Genomic DNA, 15,793 nt, shown 5'->3' with positions numbered 1-15,793 from the left:
ACTCGCTTCCGAAGTGGGTACATTCAGGAACGGCTCCCGGAGCGAGGGGACCGCTGAGGTTCCGCCACCCGCACCGCCACGCAGACCCTTCTGAGCCCCTTCCTCACTCACTTCACCTGCGGGTCGGCGTCGGGCGCAGCTCCCGGGTCGTGATCCGCACCGAGGCGGCCAGCAGCGCCGAACCCAGCACCGCCGTCAGCGGGGTGAACCCGACGACCAGCACGGCCACCGAGCCCGCCGTTGCGAGCACCACGCCGAACGCGACGACCGGGGCGGGCACCGGACCGCCCGGCACCGGGCGCCGTTCGAGGCGGCCGAGCCGGCGCGCGATCGGCACCAGCAGCACCACGACCCCGGCGAGCCACCACCCGCGGGAGGTCCACCACGGCCACCCGAGCGGCTCCGGCCAGCGGGCGTCCACCGCCAGCAGCACGACCGCGAACAGCACCAGCGCGGGCATGTGCCACAGGTAGACGGTGAGGCTCCGGCCGCCGATGCCGTCGACCAGGCGGCGCAGGTCGGGATGCCGCATCCGGGCCGCGAGCCGGGGTTCGACCAGCGCGAGCCCGCAGACCTGCACGAGGCCCAGCAGCACCAGGCAGCTCGTCGGCGGGTTGAGGTTGGCGAGCATGTCCGCCGGGTACGGCCCGAGCACCGTCACCACCAGCAGCAGCGCCAGCGCCCCCGCCGCGCCGCCGAGCAGCTCGCCGCGCGAGCGGGACCGGAACCAGCCGTCCGCGTACCAGAAACCGAGCTGCTGCAACGCCATCCAGACGAAGGCGAGGTTGAGGAAGCCGACCGCCGGGATGCCGGTGCCCAGCGCCAGCGCGTCGACGCCGAGCGCCGCGGCCACCAGCGCCAGCAGCGTCCGCCGGGGTGCCGCGCCGTGCGCCCGGGCGAGCACCGGCACCAGCGCCGACACCCCCAGGTACACCGCGATGAACCACATCGGCTGGGCGAGCCGGAAACCCACCTCGGCGAGCACGTCCGGCGGGGTGCCCAGCGCCGCGGCGGTGAGCAGGCCGACCGCGATCGCGGCGAAGGCGACCGCGGCGGGGCGGGCGAGCCGGTGCAGCCGGGCCCGCGCGTACTCGCCCGCCGTCGCGCCGCGCGCCCGCATCCCGCGCCACTGCGTCAACCCGGCGAACCCGCCGACGACGAAGAACACCGGCATCACCTGCACGAACCAGGTGACCACCGCGAACCACTCCTGGCCCGCGAAGGCGTTGCCGATCCGGATCCGCCCGTCGACGACCTCGATCCCGGCCATCATCGCGTGCAGCACGACGACCACGACCAGGCAGGCGGCGCGGACCAGATCGAGCACCGGGTCGCGGGACTCGGCCCGTGCCGGTGCGGAGGGGGACGGACTGAGCACGACCACGGCGACTCCCCGGTTCGATGTAGCTGACCGGGAGAAACGTTAGGAATTCGCGGGCTCCGGGTCGTCCCGCCGAGGAGCGCACTCGCACCCCCTACCCCGGTACGGGGTGGGGCGTCGATCTCACGCCGCGGGTGCCACCAGCCCGCCGTCGTAGGCGGCGACGACGGCCTGCACCCGGTCCCGCACGCCGAGCTTGGCGATGATCCGGCTGACGTGGCTCTTGACGGTCTGCTCGGCGATCACCAGCGCCTCGGCGATCTCGGTGTTCGACAGACCGCGCGCGACCAGCACCAGCACTTCCCGCTCGCGCTCGGTGAGCCGGTCCAGGCTCGGCGCCGGTGCGGGCGCCGGGACGCGCGCGAAGTGCTCGATCATCCGCCGGGTGACCGTCGGAGCGAGCAGGGCTTCGCCCGCGGCGATCACCCGCACCGCGGCGACGAGTTCGTCGGGCAGCGCGTCCTTGAGCAGGAACCCGCTGGCCCCGGCGCGGATCGCCGCGTAGACGTGGTCGTCGATGTCGAACGTCGTCAGCATCAGCACCTTCGGCCGGTGTTCGGCGGCGTCGTCCAGCAGGGCGCGGGTGGCTTCGATCCCGTTGAGCACGGGCATCCGCACGTCCATCAGCACCACGTCCGGCCGGTGGGCGCGGGCGAGCTCGACCCCGGCCGCGCCGTCGGGGGCCTGCCCGACGACCTCGACGTCGGGTTGCGCGTCGAGCAGCGCGGCGAACCCGGCCCGCACCATCGCCTGGTCGTCGACGACGAGCACCCGGATCATCGGACCTCCTGCCTTTCCCCGGAACCCAGCGGGACCGTGGCCACCACCCGGTAACCACCGTCCTCGGTGGACCCGAACTCGATGTCGCCGCCCACGATCGCCACCCGCTCGCGCATCCCGGCCTGCCCGTGCCCGCCGCCCGCGACGAGTTCCGGCGGCCGGGCGGGCGGTCCGTTGCGGACGGTCAGCACGAGTTCCGGGCCGGGGCGCTCGAACCGGACCTCGGCGCGCGCGCCCGGGGCGTGCCGGGTCGCGTTGCTCAGCGCCTCCTGGAGCAACCGGTAGGTGACGGTGCCCGCGACCTCGTCCCCGGCACCGGGTTCGAGCACCTCGGCGCCGACGACGTCGACGGCGGTGCCCGCGCGGCGGGTGGTCTCCACGAGCTCCGGGATCGCGGCGAAACCGGGCTGCGGGGCGGTGTCGGCGTCGCTGCCCGCCTCGCGCAGCACCGAGAGCACACCGCGCATCTCGCGCAGCGCCTGCCGGGAGGACGCGGCCAGCTCGTCGAACTCGGCGAGCAGCGCGGCGTCGGCGCCGGGATGCCGGTAGCGGGCGGTCGTGGCCTGCACGTTGACGATGGACATGCTGTGCGCGATCACGTCGTGCAGCTCCCGGGCGATCCGGGTCTTCTCCTGCACGACGACGCGCGCCGCGTGCTCCTGCTCGGTCAACCGGCGTTCCCGGACGAGCTGCGCGCTGATCCGCCGCCACCGCCCGACCAGCACGCCGATCAGCAAGGCGGCACCGGTCACGGAGCTGAACACCACCAGATCGGCGGTCACCGCGGCGCCGGTGGTCGGCCACGGCCCCAGCAGGCCGAGGCAGCCGACCAGCATCCCGCCGATCCAGCACGCCACCCCGATCCGCCACGGCGCGCGCAACCCGAACACCAGCAGCAGCGCGCACTGCCCCAGCAACGTCGTCACCGCCACCGGCCACGGCGCGGCGGAGGACTCCCCGCTGGACAGCGCCGCCAGCGCCAGCACCAGGACCAGCGACCCGACGGCGGCGGTGCGCGGCCGGAACACCCCGCCCACCGCGGCCGCCGCGTGCAGCGCGGTCAGCGGAAACGCGAGCACCAGCGGAATCCCGTACACCAGCGAGTTGAGCGGGATCCCCACCGCCGCGACCGCGACGGCCACCGCGACCAGCGCGGCCCACGCCCACACCTCGGGCCGCACCCGCCGGAGGCTCACCCGGTCGCGCGACGCACCACCCATCTCGCCTTCGCTCCCCCACCGACCACCGCAACCCGACGAGCATAGCCCCGGAACCCCCTCCGCACGCCGCTCAGGACAGGTCAGGTGGGGTCGAGGTGGTCGACCCGGTCCCAGCCCTCGGCCGGCAGGTCCGGGACGGCGCGGCTGATGGTGGCGTGCATCCGGCGGACGACGTCGTCGGGGACCCGCTCGGCGTGGCCGCAGGCCGGGCAGGGGCTCGGGTCCCGGGTGGCGTTGCGGGCCAGCGCCGTGCCCAGGTCGGGCAGCACGACCACCGCGCGGGTGCGGGCACCCTGCTCGCGGGCCAGGTCCAGCAGCCGCCGCCGTTCGCGCCGGCGCGCGTTGGTGGCGTCCCAGACGACCGAGGTGCCCGCGGCCAACGCGGCGCGGGCGGTGGCCAGCGACCGGCGCACCGCGGCGTGGGTGGCCGACTGGTCGGCGGCGCAGCAGCTCACCTCGGCGCGGGCCCGGTCGAGCCCGACGACCACCGCGTCCCGGACGTCGAGCCGGGCCAGGGCGGTCGTCTTGCCCGCTCCCGGCGGGCCGATCAACGCCACCAGCTCCGGTGGCGCGAGGTGGGACATGGCGGTGCTCCCTGGACGCGGTCGGCCGGGACCGGTGTCGGTCCGGGGTGCCATGCTGGCACGGCGAGGAGGTGGCCGATGCGCTTCCGGAAACAGGTCGCCCTGGTCGCGGCGGGAACCGCCGTGGGCTGCGCCGCGGTGATCGGCTGGTCGCTGGCCGCCGCCCCCGGCCCGCTGCGGGTCGTGCACGTCGAACGCACCGCCGTGCCGACGGAGCCGACCAGGCACCCACCGACCGGGTACTCGCCGCGCGGCGAGACCACCGAGCTGTGCGGGGTGCCGATGAGCGAGGAGAACGCCCGGCGGCTGCACCTCGGCTGCCCCTAGGAACGGCCGCTCGCTCCCCCGAGCCGCCGTGGTGGGCGGAGCAGGCTTGACGGCGCCGATGGATGGAGGGCGGGTATCGGCCTTCCGTGGTGCCGAGGTGCCGACAGCCGTCCCGGTCGGCATCGAACAGCGTGGGGCACCGGGCTGTCCCGCCGCATGTGAGGCGGGCTTACCGATTCGGAGCCCCTCGCTGCGTTCGCGGTGAGAAAGCCGTGGGTGTTTTCAGATCGTGAAGGACACCGTGGCGGCGGAGTCGTCGGAACTGCTTTCCCGCGTCGGCGCCTCGCCTGCCAGCCACAATCCCGAGAAGTAACCCAGAGTCGTCCAAGTCCCGGCGTACAGGACGAAAGAACCCGGCATGGACCGGTTCCGCTCGCACCAGTCCAGAGCTTCCTGCACGTCGCAGCCGGTCAGCACGGAAGCCTTCATCTGACAGCGCCGAGGTTCGTCCTGGCCGTCAAGCTCCCAGGACCACTGTTCCACCATGAACGTTGGTCTGGTCAGGAGCTCGCAGGCGTCGCGATCATCGAAGTCGTGCACTTCCACGCCCCCATGATGGCCCACCCGGGGCCTCTCGCGGGATCTCGGCGCACGACTGGTCACAGCTCGGGCGCGGGCGCCCGGCCGCTGTCCCAGCCTTCTTCCGGCGGAGCCCGATCCGGTGAGCGGGTCGGGCGCCGTGCCGCCTTCGGGGCAGGTCTGCACGTTCGTCGAGCAGGCCAACGATGTGGCGGCGTTGCCGTCCGCCTGGTGGGGACGCCGAGAACACGCCGGGGAGGTTTCGCGTGCTTGTTCTCGGACTGCGTTGTGGCTGGTCACGGCGGCTACGGTGGGCACAGCAGGGTTCGAACCTGCGACCCGCTGCTTTTTAGACACGTACAAAACCGATCCCACACAGAGAACTGCCCCCGGCACCGGGGCACCGGGGGCAGTTCGGTGTTCGTCGTCAGCCGTCGTATCGGCCGTCCTTGATCGCGTCGAGGAAGCCGCCGAGGGCCTCGGGGGACAGGCGCAGGATCGGTGATGCCGCGCCGAGCTTGCTGTCCCTCACCAACGCCCACCCCGGGAGATTCGTGGCGACCTCAACGCACTTCTGGGCACCACCGCTGCGGCTGCTCTTGCGCCACTGCGCGCCCGCGCTGTCCGTGTTGCTCATGGTTCCTACCTAGCTTCGGCCCGGTCGATGTGGTGTTCGAGGAGGTCGAGCGTGTCGCGTTCAGACAACGCGGCGGCCTCGGCTCGCTCGAATGCGAGGTTATACGTCCCAACCGTTTTGACGTAGTCCGCCCCGGTCATGGTCTCGACATACGCAATGGTCGCGCGGGCCGCTTCAATCCACAGCAAGGTGAACGGACAGGACAAACCGGCGTAGGCGCCAGCGTGCAGCGGAACAACTCGAATTGAAACCGCAGGCAACTCGGCGACCTCGCGCAGATGCCGAAGTTGGGTCGTCATCTGTTCAGGCGTTCCGACGCGGCGCAGTAACGCTTCTTCACCGAGCACTGCCCACACGCGCGGTGCGTTATCGCGGTACAGCCGTTGACCGCGGACGGCGCGAGCGTCGGCCATCGGCTCTACATCGGCAGCGGTCACGACCGGCGACCCGAGGAGCTGCGCGCGTGCGTAATCACGGGTCTGAAGCAGTCCAGGGATCTCGCTGTCGCACATCCGGATTTCAGTCGCTGCGCGTTCCAGCGGTACGTACTGCTTCGCCCAGTCGCTCACCCGCTCAGGGGCAGCTCGCCGCCGTGCTTCTATGCCGAGCTGCCGAACCTGAGCCGCCGCAGGACCGGAGATCCCGTACCGCGCGAGGAGCGTGGAGAGCTCCCGCTCGGTGATGCCGAGCGTGCCGCCCTCGATCTTCGAGAGCTTGCCCCGGTACCAGCCGAACTCGGCGTTGGCGTCGTCGACGCCGAGGCGGGTCGAGGACTCGCGGAGCGAGCGGAGCCGCTCGCCGAGGATGAGGCGCTGCACCACCGGGCCGAGGTCTGGTTCGTCAACCATGGCGCGAAGTCTGCACCATCCGGAACGCGGCAACACACCGTGACAGTTTGAGCTTCAAGCTCAACCCGTTCGATCTACAAGTCATAGGTGTTTGAACTTGAGCTTCAACTGTAGCCTCATCGACTACGCGATCACTGAGCGAGGTGGCGCGAACACGAAGTGAGAGGCGGCGGGTATGACTTACGAGCAGCACCCGTTCAGATGGACCCCAGGTGCGGAGCAGCGGCACGCGACGTTGGCCCCGCTGCGGGACCACGGCGCCGAAGTCGAGACGCTGTGCGGCGCTAGGATCGTTGTTGACCGAACCGAGCTGGCGTGGCTCCGGCTGACCTGCGAACCGTGCAACGTCGCGGCGCACGAGATCGCGGGCGTTCCGATGCCGGGCGACGGCCCGGAGATCGTCGATGGACAGATCGCGGGTGCGCGGTGAGCGGCGGCGCGTTCCGGCCGCACATGGCCCAGCGGCCGGGAGAGAGCCCCGAGGAGCACCGAGCGCGCCTCACTCGGAGCTGCTATCGATGCGGCGAGGAAATCGACGACCTCGACGAGCTGTCGGCCCACGAGGACACGCACCGCTCGGTGTCGAGGGCGCGGTCGTGACCGCCCCGCAGCTCGTCGTGGCCACCCCGGGCCTCGGCGCCGTCGCGATCCTGGGCGGACAGGTGGCGGGCGTGGACTGGCTGGTGGCCGTGGGAGTGCTCGTAGTCGCGGGCCTGCTGGTGGTCGCGCGGCGGGTGTGGCCGGTCGAGCGGCACCGCGCCAGCAGGTACGGAGAGGCGGTGCCCGCTGCGCAGTTGATCGAGCAGCACCGAGCACCGGCGGCCCCGGAACGGCGTGCGGGCGGTGTCCGCTGGGCGGTCTCCTCGCGGGAGACGCGCGTACACCTGAGCCGTGGCGACGGTGAGGCGGTGTGCGAACACCCGCTGCGCGGGGCGTGGCTGCACGCTGACGACCTGGACGGGGTGATCTGTCCGGGTGAACACGTGCCATGCAGTTCGTGCGTCGCGATCGACGGCACGCCGCGCCGATTCGCCCAAGCGTTGCGGGCATCGGGTCCGCCTACGTCGGCCAAGGCGCCGCAGTGGGAGCTGCCCGACTCGATGCAGGAGACCAGGCCACTGCCCCGGCTGATCGAGGCGTACGCCGAGGCTGCGAACGATCAAGGGGCATGGCCAGTGGAGGTGCCAACACCTGCGCATCTGGCCATCCCCTGATCGACTGACCACTGCGAGGCGGTGTGAACGCGTGGCCAGCAGGGTGACGACGAGTGCAACACCTGCGGCGGCACCGGCGAGCTGTAGCCCCGCGAGCCCGGTGCAGCCGGGCGGCAACACGGACCCGGCGCGTCCCGGCTACACCGAGTGCGGCGACTAGAGTCGCGGAGGCCCAGCCCCATGCCCGACCCGATGCCCCGGAGATGACCCGCGTGTCTGATCAGTTCGTCCACTTGCACGTGCACACCGAGTTCTCCATGCTCGACGGTGCGGCCAAGCACGACGCGTTGTTCGCCGAGGTCAGTCGGCTCGAACAGCCCGCGGTGGCGATGACCGACCACGGCAACATGTTCGGTGCGCACTCCTTCTACACCAAGGCCGTGAAGTCCGGGGTCAAACCGATCATCGGGATCGAAGCGTACGTCGCGCCGGAGAGCCGGTTTCACAAGAAGCCCGTGTTCTGGGGCGAGCGAGCTCGCACCGGCAAGAAGGAAGTCGACGAGTACGGCGAGAGCGGCGATGTCTCCGGAGCCGGTGCCTACACGCACATGACCATGCTCGCGGTGAACTCGGCAGGGTTGCGCAATCTGTTCAAGCTGTCGTCGTTGGCGTCCATGGAAGGCTTCTTCCGCAAGCCGCGCATGGACAAGGAACTGCTCGCCGAGCACGCCGAGGGAATCATCGCCACGAGCGGGTGCTTGGCCGGCGAGATTCTGACCCGGCTTCGGCTGGGCCACAAGCAAGAAGCGCTCCAGGCAGCCTCGGATTACAAGGACATCTTCGGCGCGGACCGCTTCTTCATCGAGGTCATGGACCACGGCATCCAGATGGAGCGCAACATCCGCGGCGAGCTGCTCGACATCGCCAAGCAGCTCGACCTGCGCACGGTGGCGACCAACGACAGCCACTACGTGACCGCCGACCAGGCCGGGCACCACGACGCGCTGTTGTGCCTGCAAACGCGTTCCATGCTGGCCGACACCGAGAGGTTCAAGTTCAACGGTGACGGCTACCACATCAAGAGCTCGGAGGAGATGCGCGAGTACTGGGACACCGAGGTTCCCGGTGCCGCCGACAGCACGCTGCTGATCACCGAGATGGTCGAGGGCTACGACGAGGCGTTCGCCGCGCACAACCGGATGCCGCAGGCCAAGGTCGAAGTCGGCCGGACCGATATCGAGGTGCTGCGCGACGAGGTCGAACACTTCATCCCGACCCGCTTCCCCGACGACAGCTTTACCCAGGAATACCGCGACCAGCTCGAATGGGAGCTCAAGGTCATCACCGAGAAGGGGTACAGCTCGTACTTCCTGGTGGTCGGCGACATGATCCGGTGGGCCAAGAACAACGGCATCCGGGTGGGGCCGGGTCGTGGCTCGGCGGCCGGCGCGCTGCTGTCCTACGTGCTGCACATCATCGACATCGACCCGCTGAAGCACGGGCTGCTGTTCGAGCGATTCCTCAACCCCGAGCGCGACTCGCCACCGGACATCGACATCGACTTCGACGAGCGCCAGCGCGAGCGGGTCATCCAGTACGCGAAGGAGAAGTACGGGACCGAGTACTTCGCGAAGGTCATCACCTACGGCACGATTAAGACCAAAGCGGCATTCAAGGACGCCGCTCGCGTACACCTCGGCCAGCCTGGTTTCCAGCTCGCCGACCAGTTCAGCAAGGCACTACCGGCGCCGATCGCAGCCAAGGACATCCCGTTGTCCGGAATCGTCGACTCCGAGCACGAGCGCTATGCGGAGGCCGCCGAGGTTCGCTCGCTGATCGAGAACGATGCGCAGATCGGTAAGATTTTCGATACCGCTCGTGGTCTCGAAGGTCTGATTCGGAACGCGGGCGTGCACGCGTGCGCGCACATCATTTCCCGGGAACCGCTGCTCGACGTGCTGCCGCTGTGGCGCCGCGACGACGGCGAGATCATCACGGGGTGGGACGGGCCGCAGTGCGAGGACGTCGGTCTGCTCAAGATCGATATCCTCGGGCTGGTCAACATGACCACGATCGACGACACCGTGCGCATGGTGAAGGCCAACCATGGTGTCGAGATCGAGCCGCTCGACATTCCCCTCGACGACGGCGCCACCTACGAGATGCTGAGCCGCGGCGAGAGCCTGGGCGTGTTCCAGCTTGAAGGCGGCGGGATGCAATCGCTGCTCAAGCGGCTGCAACCGACGACGTTCGCCGACATCGTGGCCGCGAACGCCTTGTACCGGCCGGGGCCGATGGACGTGAACGCGCATCTGGACTTCGCCGACCGCAAGAACGGGCGCAAGCCGGTCGAGCCGATCCACCCCGAACTCGACGAACCCCTCCAGGACATCCTCGGCGAGACCAACGGCCTGATCGTCTACCAGGAGCAGATCATGGCCATCGCCCAGAAGGTCGCCGGATACACCCTCGGGCAAGCCGACCTGCTGCGTCGTGCGATGGGCAAGAAGAAGAAGGAGGTGATGGACGAGCAGTTCGCCCGGTTCGAGGCCGGGATGGCCGAGCGCGGCTACAGCAAGGGCGCCATCGACCAGCTCTGGGCGACGGTGCTGCCCTTCGCCGGGTACGCGTTCAACAAGTCCCACGCCGCCGCCTACGGCCTGGTGACCTACTGGACGGCCTACCTGAAGGCGCACTACCCGGCCGAGTACATGGCGGCCCTGCTGACGGCCAACGCGCACAACAAGGACAAGACCGGCGTCTACCTGTCCGAGTGCCGCCGGATGAAGATCCAAGTGCTCGCGCCGGACGTGAACGAATCCGTCGTCGAGCACACCGCGGTCGACGGCCGGATCCGGTTCGGCATGGGCGCGATCCGCAACGTGGGCGCGAACGTGGTCGAGTCGATCGTCAAGACCCGGGAGGACAAGAGCCGCTACACCTCGTTCACCGACTTCCTCGACAAGATCGAGATCACCGCGTGCAACAAGCGGGTCATCGAATCGCTGATCAAGGCCGGCGCGTTCGACTCGCTCGGGCACACCCGCATGGCGCTGACCCAACACCACGAGGCGGCGGTCGACGCCGTGATCGGCATCAAGCGGCACGAAGCGATGGGACAGTTCGACCTGTTCGGCAGTGCCGACGACACCGCATCCGGCGATGACACCTCACCGCTGGCGCATCTCCAGTTCACCGACGAGGAATGGCCGCGCAAGCAGCTCCTCGCCTACGAGCGCGAAATGCTCGGCCTCTACGTCTCGGCGCACCCCTTGGACGGGGCCGAGCGCCTGTTGTCGCCCTACCAGGACACCAGCATCGCCGAGCTCGTCGGCGGGGAACGGGAGCCCGGCAGCAGCGGCAAGGAACAAACCAAGATCGCCGGGATGATCTCGGGGATCCAGCGGCGCCTCAACAAGAACGGGCAGCCGTGGGCGATCGTCACGTTGGAGGACTTCGACGCCAGCGTCGAGGTGCTGTTCTTCCCGAAGTCCTACGAGATGTTCTCCGACTGCCTGATCGAGGACAACGCACTGGCGGTCAAAGGCCGGGTCAACGAGCGCGAGGGCGAGATCAGCGTCTTCGCCTCGGACGCCGTGCCGGTGGACATCGCCGCAGCCGAGCACGCGCCCGGGTCCGAGCCACCGCTGGTGTTGCGCGCCGACGCCAAGAAGCTCAGCAAGGACACGGTCGCCGAGCTGCGCAACACGCTGGGTACCTACCGCGGCGCGACCCCGGTGCACGTCCACGTGGGCGCGACACGGCTGGACCTGCCAGCGTGGCCGGTCAACGTCTGCACTGAGCTCGTGTCCGAACTCAAGTCGGTGCGCGGCATCACGATCGAACGTGCGGGGACGGCATGACCGGCAGGGGCCTCCCGGGCGGCGGGCCCCCACACCGAGCCACCCGAGGAAGGTGTACTCGAAATGGGGGCCTCGTTCGTCACTCGGCGTCGGTCGCCTTTCAGGCGTCTCATTGCTCCCGCATGAAGAGCAAAGTCATCGTGTCGCCGTGCGCTGCGCAGTCGGGGCGACCACCGGCGGCGACCGCGTTGGGGCTGGTCGCGGTCGCTGTGGTGGGCGCAGCTGGGTTCGAACCAGCGACCCCCTGCTTGTAAGGCAGGTGCTCTTCCGCTGAGCTATGCGCCCGAGGTGGCGGCCGAGAGGTCAGCCGTCGGAACACTGTACCGGTCGGCCACCACGCTCCGGCAGGTGGCGCCTCAGCCGTCGAGCTCGGCGAGCGCCTTCTTCCACACGTTCTGGTCGCGGGCCTCGCCGGGCTGGTTGACCTCGGCGAACCGGACCTTGCCGGTGGTGTCGATCAGGAACGTGCCGCGCAGCGCCATGCCCGCGGACTCGTTGAACACGCCGTAGGCCTTGGCGACCTCGCCGTGCGGCCAGAAGTCGGACAGCAGCGGGAAGGTGTAGCCCTCCTGCTCCGCCCACGCCTTGAGGGCGAACGGCGAGTCGACCGACACCCCGAGGACCTGGACCTTGTCGTTCTGGAACTCGGAGAGATCGTCGCGGACCTGGCAGAGCTCGCCCTGGCACACGCCGCTGAAGGCGAACGGGTAGAAGACCAGCAGCACGTTCTTCTCGCCCTGGAAATCGGCGAGCGAGACCTGCTGCTTGTTGTAGTCGGGCAACGTGAAGCCCGGCGCCTGCGCGCCGACCTCGACCGTCATGAGCACACCCTTCGGTTCGACGTGACCATGTCGACGCCGAACCTACACCGCGCGCCCCCGCGCGGGCACCGACGGCGGCGCCGGCACCCGCGCGCCGCCTTCAGCGCTTGGCCTTCTTCCGGTAGGCCAGCCGGGTGGCCATCCAGCCCTCGGGCAGGTTGGGGCCCGCCGTCTGTGCCAGGTTCGCCGTCGAGGCCGCCTCGGCGATGTCGGCGGGTTCGACGTAGCCGTCGCGCCCGGTCTTCGGGGTCAGCACCCAGATCACCCCCTCGTCCGACAACGGCGTCATGACATCGAGGAGCGTGTCCGTCAGATCGCCATCGTCGTCGCGCCACCAGAGCAGCACCACATCGACCACTTCGTCGGCATCTTCATCGAGCAGCTCGCTGCCGCAACGCTCCTCGATGGCTGCCCGGACGTCGTCATCGACGTCCTCGTCCCAGCCGAACTCCTGGACGACCATGTCCGGCTCGATTGCGAGTTTCTCGGCGACGTCGACATCGTTCTTGCCGGCGTCTCCCGCGGCGACCACGGTTTTCTCACTCCTCCAATGCACCGGTGCGACATCTGCCGCACCCCCGTTGTTCAGATTCTGGCCGATAGCGAACACTGCCGAGCACCACCGGCGCAACTGCTGACCGCACGACACGCCGAAGCGGGCGCCGTGGAGTTCGACTGTAGCGGTGCTCCGCCCGCGCCAACACCGCTCGTGGGGGCGTCGCCGCACGCACCCACCGCCAGGATGGGGGACCATGGCGGGTGTCCGACATCACTGCCGGACACCCCCGCACGCCCACGACGCAGTCGAGGAGTCCACTTGTCCCCGCTCAACAACGATCTCGGCGGCAACCGGAACGCCGAGCGGGTGCGCGTCATCCGCGACGGCCTGGCCTCGCACCTGCCGGACATCGACCCGGAGGAGACCGAGGAGTGGTTGCAGTCGTTCGACGCGATGCTCTCCGGCGCCGGGCAGCAGCGCGCGCGGTACCTGATGTTGCGGTTGCTGCAACGAGCGCGGGAAGGCGGCGTCGGCGTCCCCTCGCTGACCAACACCGACTACGTCAACACCATCCCGACCGAGCACGAGCCGTGGTTCCCCGGTGACGAGGAGACCGAGCGCCGCTACCGGGCGTGGATGCGCTGGAACGCCGCGGTGATGGTGCACCGGGCCCAGCGGCCCGGCATCGGCGTCGGCGGGCACATCTCCTCGTTCGCCTCGTCGGCCAGCCTCTACGAGGTGGGCTTCAACTGGTTCTTCCGCGGCAAGGACCACCCCGGCGGCGGCGACCACCTCTACATCCAGGGCCACGCCTCCCCCGGCATCTACGCCCGCGCCCACCTGGAGGGGCGGCTCGCCCCCGAACGCCTCGACGGCTTCCGCCAGGAGTACTCGCACGCCGGCCCCGGCGGCGGGCTGCCCTCCTACCCCCACCCGCGGCTGATGTCGGACTTCTGGGAGTTCCCGACCGTCTCGATGGGCCTCGGCCCGATGAACGCGATCATGCAGGCCCGGTTCAACCGCTACCTGCAGGACCGGGGCATCAAGGACACCAGCCAGCAGCACGTCTGGGCCTTCCTCGGCGACGGCGAGATGAACGAGCCCGAGTCCCGCGGCCTGCTGCAGATCGCCGCGAACGAGTCGCTGGACAACCTCACCTTCGTGGTGAACTGCAACCTCCAGCAGCTCGACGGCCCGGTGCGCGGCAACGGCAAGATCATCCAGGAGCTGGAGGCGTTCTTCCGGGGCGCCGGCTGGAACGTGATCAAGGTCGTCTGGGGCCGGGAGTGGGACTCGCTGCTGCACGCCGACCCGGACGGCGCGCTGGTCAACCTGATGAACACCACCCCGGACGGCGACTACCAGACCTACAAGGCCAACGACGGCGCCTTCGTCCGGGAGCACTTCTTCGGCCGCGACCCGCGCACCAAGGAGATGGTCAAGGACCTCACCGACGACCAGATCTGGGGCCTGCGCCGGGGCGGTCACGACTACCGCAAGATCTACGCGGCGTACAAGGCGGCGACCGAGCACCACGGCCAGCCCACGGTGATCCTGGCCAAGACCATCAAGGGCTACGGCCTCGGCCCGCACTTCGAGGGCCGCAACGCCACCCACCAGATGAAGAAAATGACCCCGGAGGACCTCAAGCGGTTCCGGGACGGCCTGCGCATCCCGATCACCGACGAGCAGCTCGACGCCGACCCCGCGCTGCCGCCCTACTACCACCCCGGACCGGACGCGCCGGAGATCGAGTACCTGCACGAGCGCCGCAGGCAGCTCGGCGGCTACCTGCCGGAGCGGCGGACCCGGGCCCGGCCGCTGGTGCTGCCCGGCGACGAGGTCTACGACGTGATCCGGAAGGGTTCGGGCAAGCAGGAGGTCGCCACCACGATGGCGTTCGTCCGGCTGCTCAAGGACCTGGCCAAGGACCCCGAGATCGGGCCGCGCATCGTGCCGATCATCCCGGACGAGGCGCGCACCTTCGGGATGGACTCGATGTTCCCGTCGCAGAAGATCTACAGCCCGCAGGGCCAGCTCTACACCCCGGTGGACGACAAGCTGATGCTGGCCTACCGGGAGAGCGAGCAGGGCCAGATCCTGCACGAGGGCATCAACGAGGCGGGCTCGGCGGCCTCGTTCGCCGCGGCGGGCAGCAGCTACGCCACCCACGGCGAGCCGATGATCCCGGTCTACATCTTCTACTCGATGTTCGGCTTCCAGCGCGTCGGCGACGCCCTGTGGTCGGCCTCGGACCAGATGGCGCGCGGCTTCCTGCTCGGCGCGACCGCCGGGCGCACCACGCTGACCGGTGAAGGGCTCCAGCACGCCGACGGCCACTCGCAGCTCCTGGCCGCGACCAACCCGGCGGTGGTGTCCTACGACCCGGCGTGGGCGTTCGAGGTCGCGCACATCGTCAAGGACGGCCTGCGCCGGATGTACGGCGAGGACGCCGAGAACGTCTACTACTACCTGACCGTCTACAACGAGCCCTACGCCCAGCCCGCCGAACCCGAGGACCTCGACGTCGACGGGCTGCTGCGGGGGCTGTACCGCTACCGCCCCGCCGCCGCGGGCAGCGGGCCGAAGGCGCAGCTGCTGGCCTCGGGCGTGCTGATGCCCGAGGCGCTGCGCGCGCAGGAGCTGCTGGCCGAGTGGGGCGTGCGGGCCGACGTGTGGTCGGCGACGTCGTGGTCGCAGCTCCGCCGCGAGGCCGAGGCCGCCGACCGGCACAACCTGCTCAACCCGGACGCCACGCCGCTGGTGCCGCACGTGACCCGGGCGCTGGCCGACGCGGAGGGGCCGGTGGTGGCGGTCAGCGACTGGATGCGCGCGGTGCCGGACCTGATCCGGCCGTGGGTGCCCGGCGACATGCTCAGCCTGGGCACCGACGGGTTCGGGTTCTCCGACACCCGGCCCGCCGCCCGCCGGGTGTTCCTGGTCGACGCCGAGACGACGGTGGTGGCCGCCCTCGCGGCGCTGGCCCGGGCGGGTGCGGTGCAGCAGGCCACCGTGGGCGAGGCGGCCCGCTACTACCGGATCGAGGACGCGCGGGCCGCCGGTCCGCAGACCTCCGACCCCGGCGACGCCTGACCCGGGGCATCGGCGCGGCGGCCGCACCGATTTGAGTGCGGGGCACCTTCACCCGGCACAGTCGGAT

At 70.1% G+C, this 15,793-nt stretch carries 14 protein-coding genes and 1 tRNA gene; 5 read left to right on the top strand and 10 right to left on the bottom strand.

Annotated features, from left to right (window positions below):
• Positions 1-112: 112 nt before the first annotated feature.
• The 4 genes from ABD976_RS18765 to ABD976_RS18750 all read right to left on the bottom strand — a co-directional run bounded on the left by ABD976_RS18765 (position 113) and on the right by ABD976_RS18750 (position 3,965).
• Positions 113-1,384 (bottom strand): acyltransferase family protein, encoded by a 1,272-nt coding sequence (locus ABD976_RS18765; protein ID WP_345364919.1) that lies wholly within the window; start codon positions 1,382-1,384, stop codon positions 113-115.
• 120 nt (positions 1,385-1,504) lie between these two features.
• Entirely contained in the window at positions 1,505-2,161 is a 657-nt protein-coding gene (locus ABD976_RS18760; RefSeq protein WP_345364917.1) for a response regulator, read from the bottom strand.
• The gene (locus ABD976_RS18755) at positions 2,158-3,381 is read right to left on the bottom strand and encodes a sensor histidine kinase (protein WP_345364915.1); all 1,224 of its coding nucleotides are present in this window, start codon (positions 3,379-3,381) and stop codon (positions 2,158-2,160) included. The genes ABD976_RS18760 and ABD976_RS18755 overlap by 4 nt, the downstream gene beginning before the upstream one ends.
• An 80-nt stretch (positions 3,382-3,461) precedes the next feature.
• Entirely contained in the window at positions 3,462-3,965 is a 504-nt protein-coding gene (locus ABD976_RS18750) for an AAA family ATPase (RefSeq protein WP_345364913.1), read from the bottom strand.
• A 78-nt stretch (positions 3,966-4,043) separates the two neighbouring features.
• Between ABD976_RS18750 and ABD976_RS18745 the strand changes: the two genes are divergently transcribed.
• Positions 4,044-4,292: a hypothetical protein gene (locus ABD976_RS18745; RefSeq protein WP_345364911.1), complete on the top strand. Its 249-nt coding sequence runs from the start codon at positions 4,044-4,046 to the stop codon at positions 4,290-4,292.
• A gap of 222 nt (positions 4,293-4,514) precedes the next feature.
• Here the strand turns inward: ABD976_RS18745 and ABD976_RS18740 are convergent, their stop codons facing one another.
• The 3 genes from ABD976_RS18740 to ABD976_RS18730 all read right to left on the bottom strand — a co-directional run bounded on the left by ABD976_RS18740 (position 4,515) and on the right by ABD976_RS18730 (position 6,296).
• A complete protein-coding gene (locus ABD976_RS18740) occupies positions 4,515-4,838 on the bottom strand; it encodes a hypothetical protein (RefSeq protein WP_345364909.1) in 324 nt (107 codons plus the stop codon).
• Between the two features lie 400 nt (positions 4,839-5,238).
• On the bottom strand, positions 5,239-5,448 hold the full coding sequence (locus tag ABD976_RS18735; protein WP_345364907.1) for a DUF397 domain-containing protein: 210 nt from the start codon (positions 5,446-5,448) through the stop codon (positions 5,239-5,241).
• 5 nt (positions 5,449-5,453) lie between these two features.
• Positions 5,454-6,296, bottom strand: a complete 843-nt coding sequence (locus ABD976_RS18730; protein WP_345364905.1) for a DUF5753 domain-containing protein — start codon at positions 6,294-6,296, stop codon at positions 5,454-5,456.
• Positions 6,297-6,471: 175 nt separating this feature from the next.
• Here ABD976_RS18730 and ABD976_RS18725 point away from each other — a divergent pair, with 175 nt between their 5' ends.
• The 3 genes from ABD976_RS18725 to dnaE all read left to right on the top strand — a co-directional run bounded on the left by ABD976_RS18725 (position 6,472) and on the right by dnaE (position 11,313).
• Entirely contained in the window at positions 6,472-6,726 is a 255-nt protein-coding gene (locus tag ABD976_RS18725; RefSeq protein WP_345364903.1) for an HC3 family zinc finger protein, read from the top strand.
• A gap of 166 nt (positions 6,727-6,892) precedes the next feature.
• Positions 6,893-7,510 carry a hypothetical protein gene (locus ABD976_RS18720; RefSeq protein ID WP_345364901.1) on the top strand — a complete coding sequence of 206 codons (618 nt, stop codon included), beginning with the start codon at positions 6,893-6,895 and terminating at the stop codon, positions 7,508-7,510.
• 203 nt (positions 7,511-7,713) lie between these two features.
• On the top strand, positions 7,714-11,313 hold the full coding sequence (gene dnaE, locus ABD976_RS18715) for a DNA polymerase III subunit alpha (RefSeq protein WP_369774728.1): 3,600 nt from the start codon (positions 7,714-7,716) through the stop codon (positions 11,311-11,313).
• Between the two features lie 210 nt (positions 11,314-11,523).
• Here dnaE and ABD976_RS18710 read toward each other — a convergent pair.
• From ABD976_RS18710 to ABD976_RS18700, 3 genes are all read right to left on the bottom strand, one after another.
• Positions 11,524-11,598: transfer RNA gene (locus ABD976_RS18710), tRNA-Val, on the bottom strand.
• 71 nt (positions 11,599-11,669) lie between these two features.
• The gene (locus ABD976_RS18705; RefSeq protein ID WP_345364897.1) at positions 11,670-12,134 is read right to left on the bottom strand and encodes a peroxiredoxin; all 465 of its coding nucleotides are present in this window, start codon (positions 12,132-12,134) and stop codon (positions 11,670-11,672) included.
• Between the two features lie 100 nt (positions 12,135-12,234).
• On the bottom strand, positions 12,235-12,666 hold the full coding sequence (locus ABD976_RS18700; protein WP_345365046.1) for a DUF3052 domain-containing protein: 432 nt from the start codon (positions 12,664-12,666) through the stop codon (positions 12,235-12,237).
• A 285-nt stretch (positions 12,667-12,951) separates the two neighbouring features.
• Here ABD976_RS18700 and aceE point away from each other — a divergent pair, with 285 nt between their 5' ends.
• Complete coding sequence (aceE, locus tag ABD976_RS18695) at positions 12,952-15,726, top strand: pyruvate dehydrogenase (acetyl-transferring), homodimeric type (RefSeq protein ID WP_345364895.1); 2,775 nt, start codon at positions 12,952-12,954, stop codon at positions 15,724-15,726.
• The last annotated feature ends 67 nt before the right edge of the window (positions 15,727-15,793 follow it).

The sequence above is a fragment of the Saccharopolyspora cebuensis genome (assembly GCF_039542665.1).
GTDB lineage: Bacteria > Actinomycetota > Actinomycetes > Mycobacteriales > Pseudonocardiaceae > Saccharopolyspora > Saccharopolyspora cebuensis.
The sequence above is the reverse complement of the archived record's forward strand: the minus strand, read 5'-3'. Positions and strand labels throughout refer to the sequence as shown.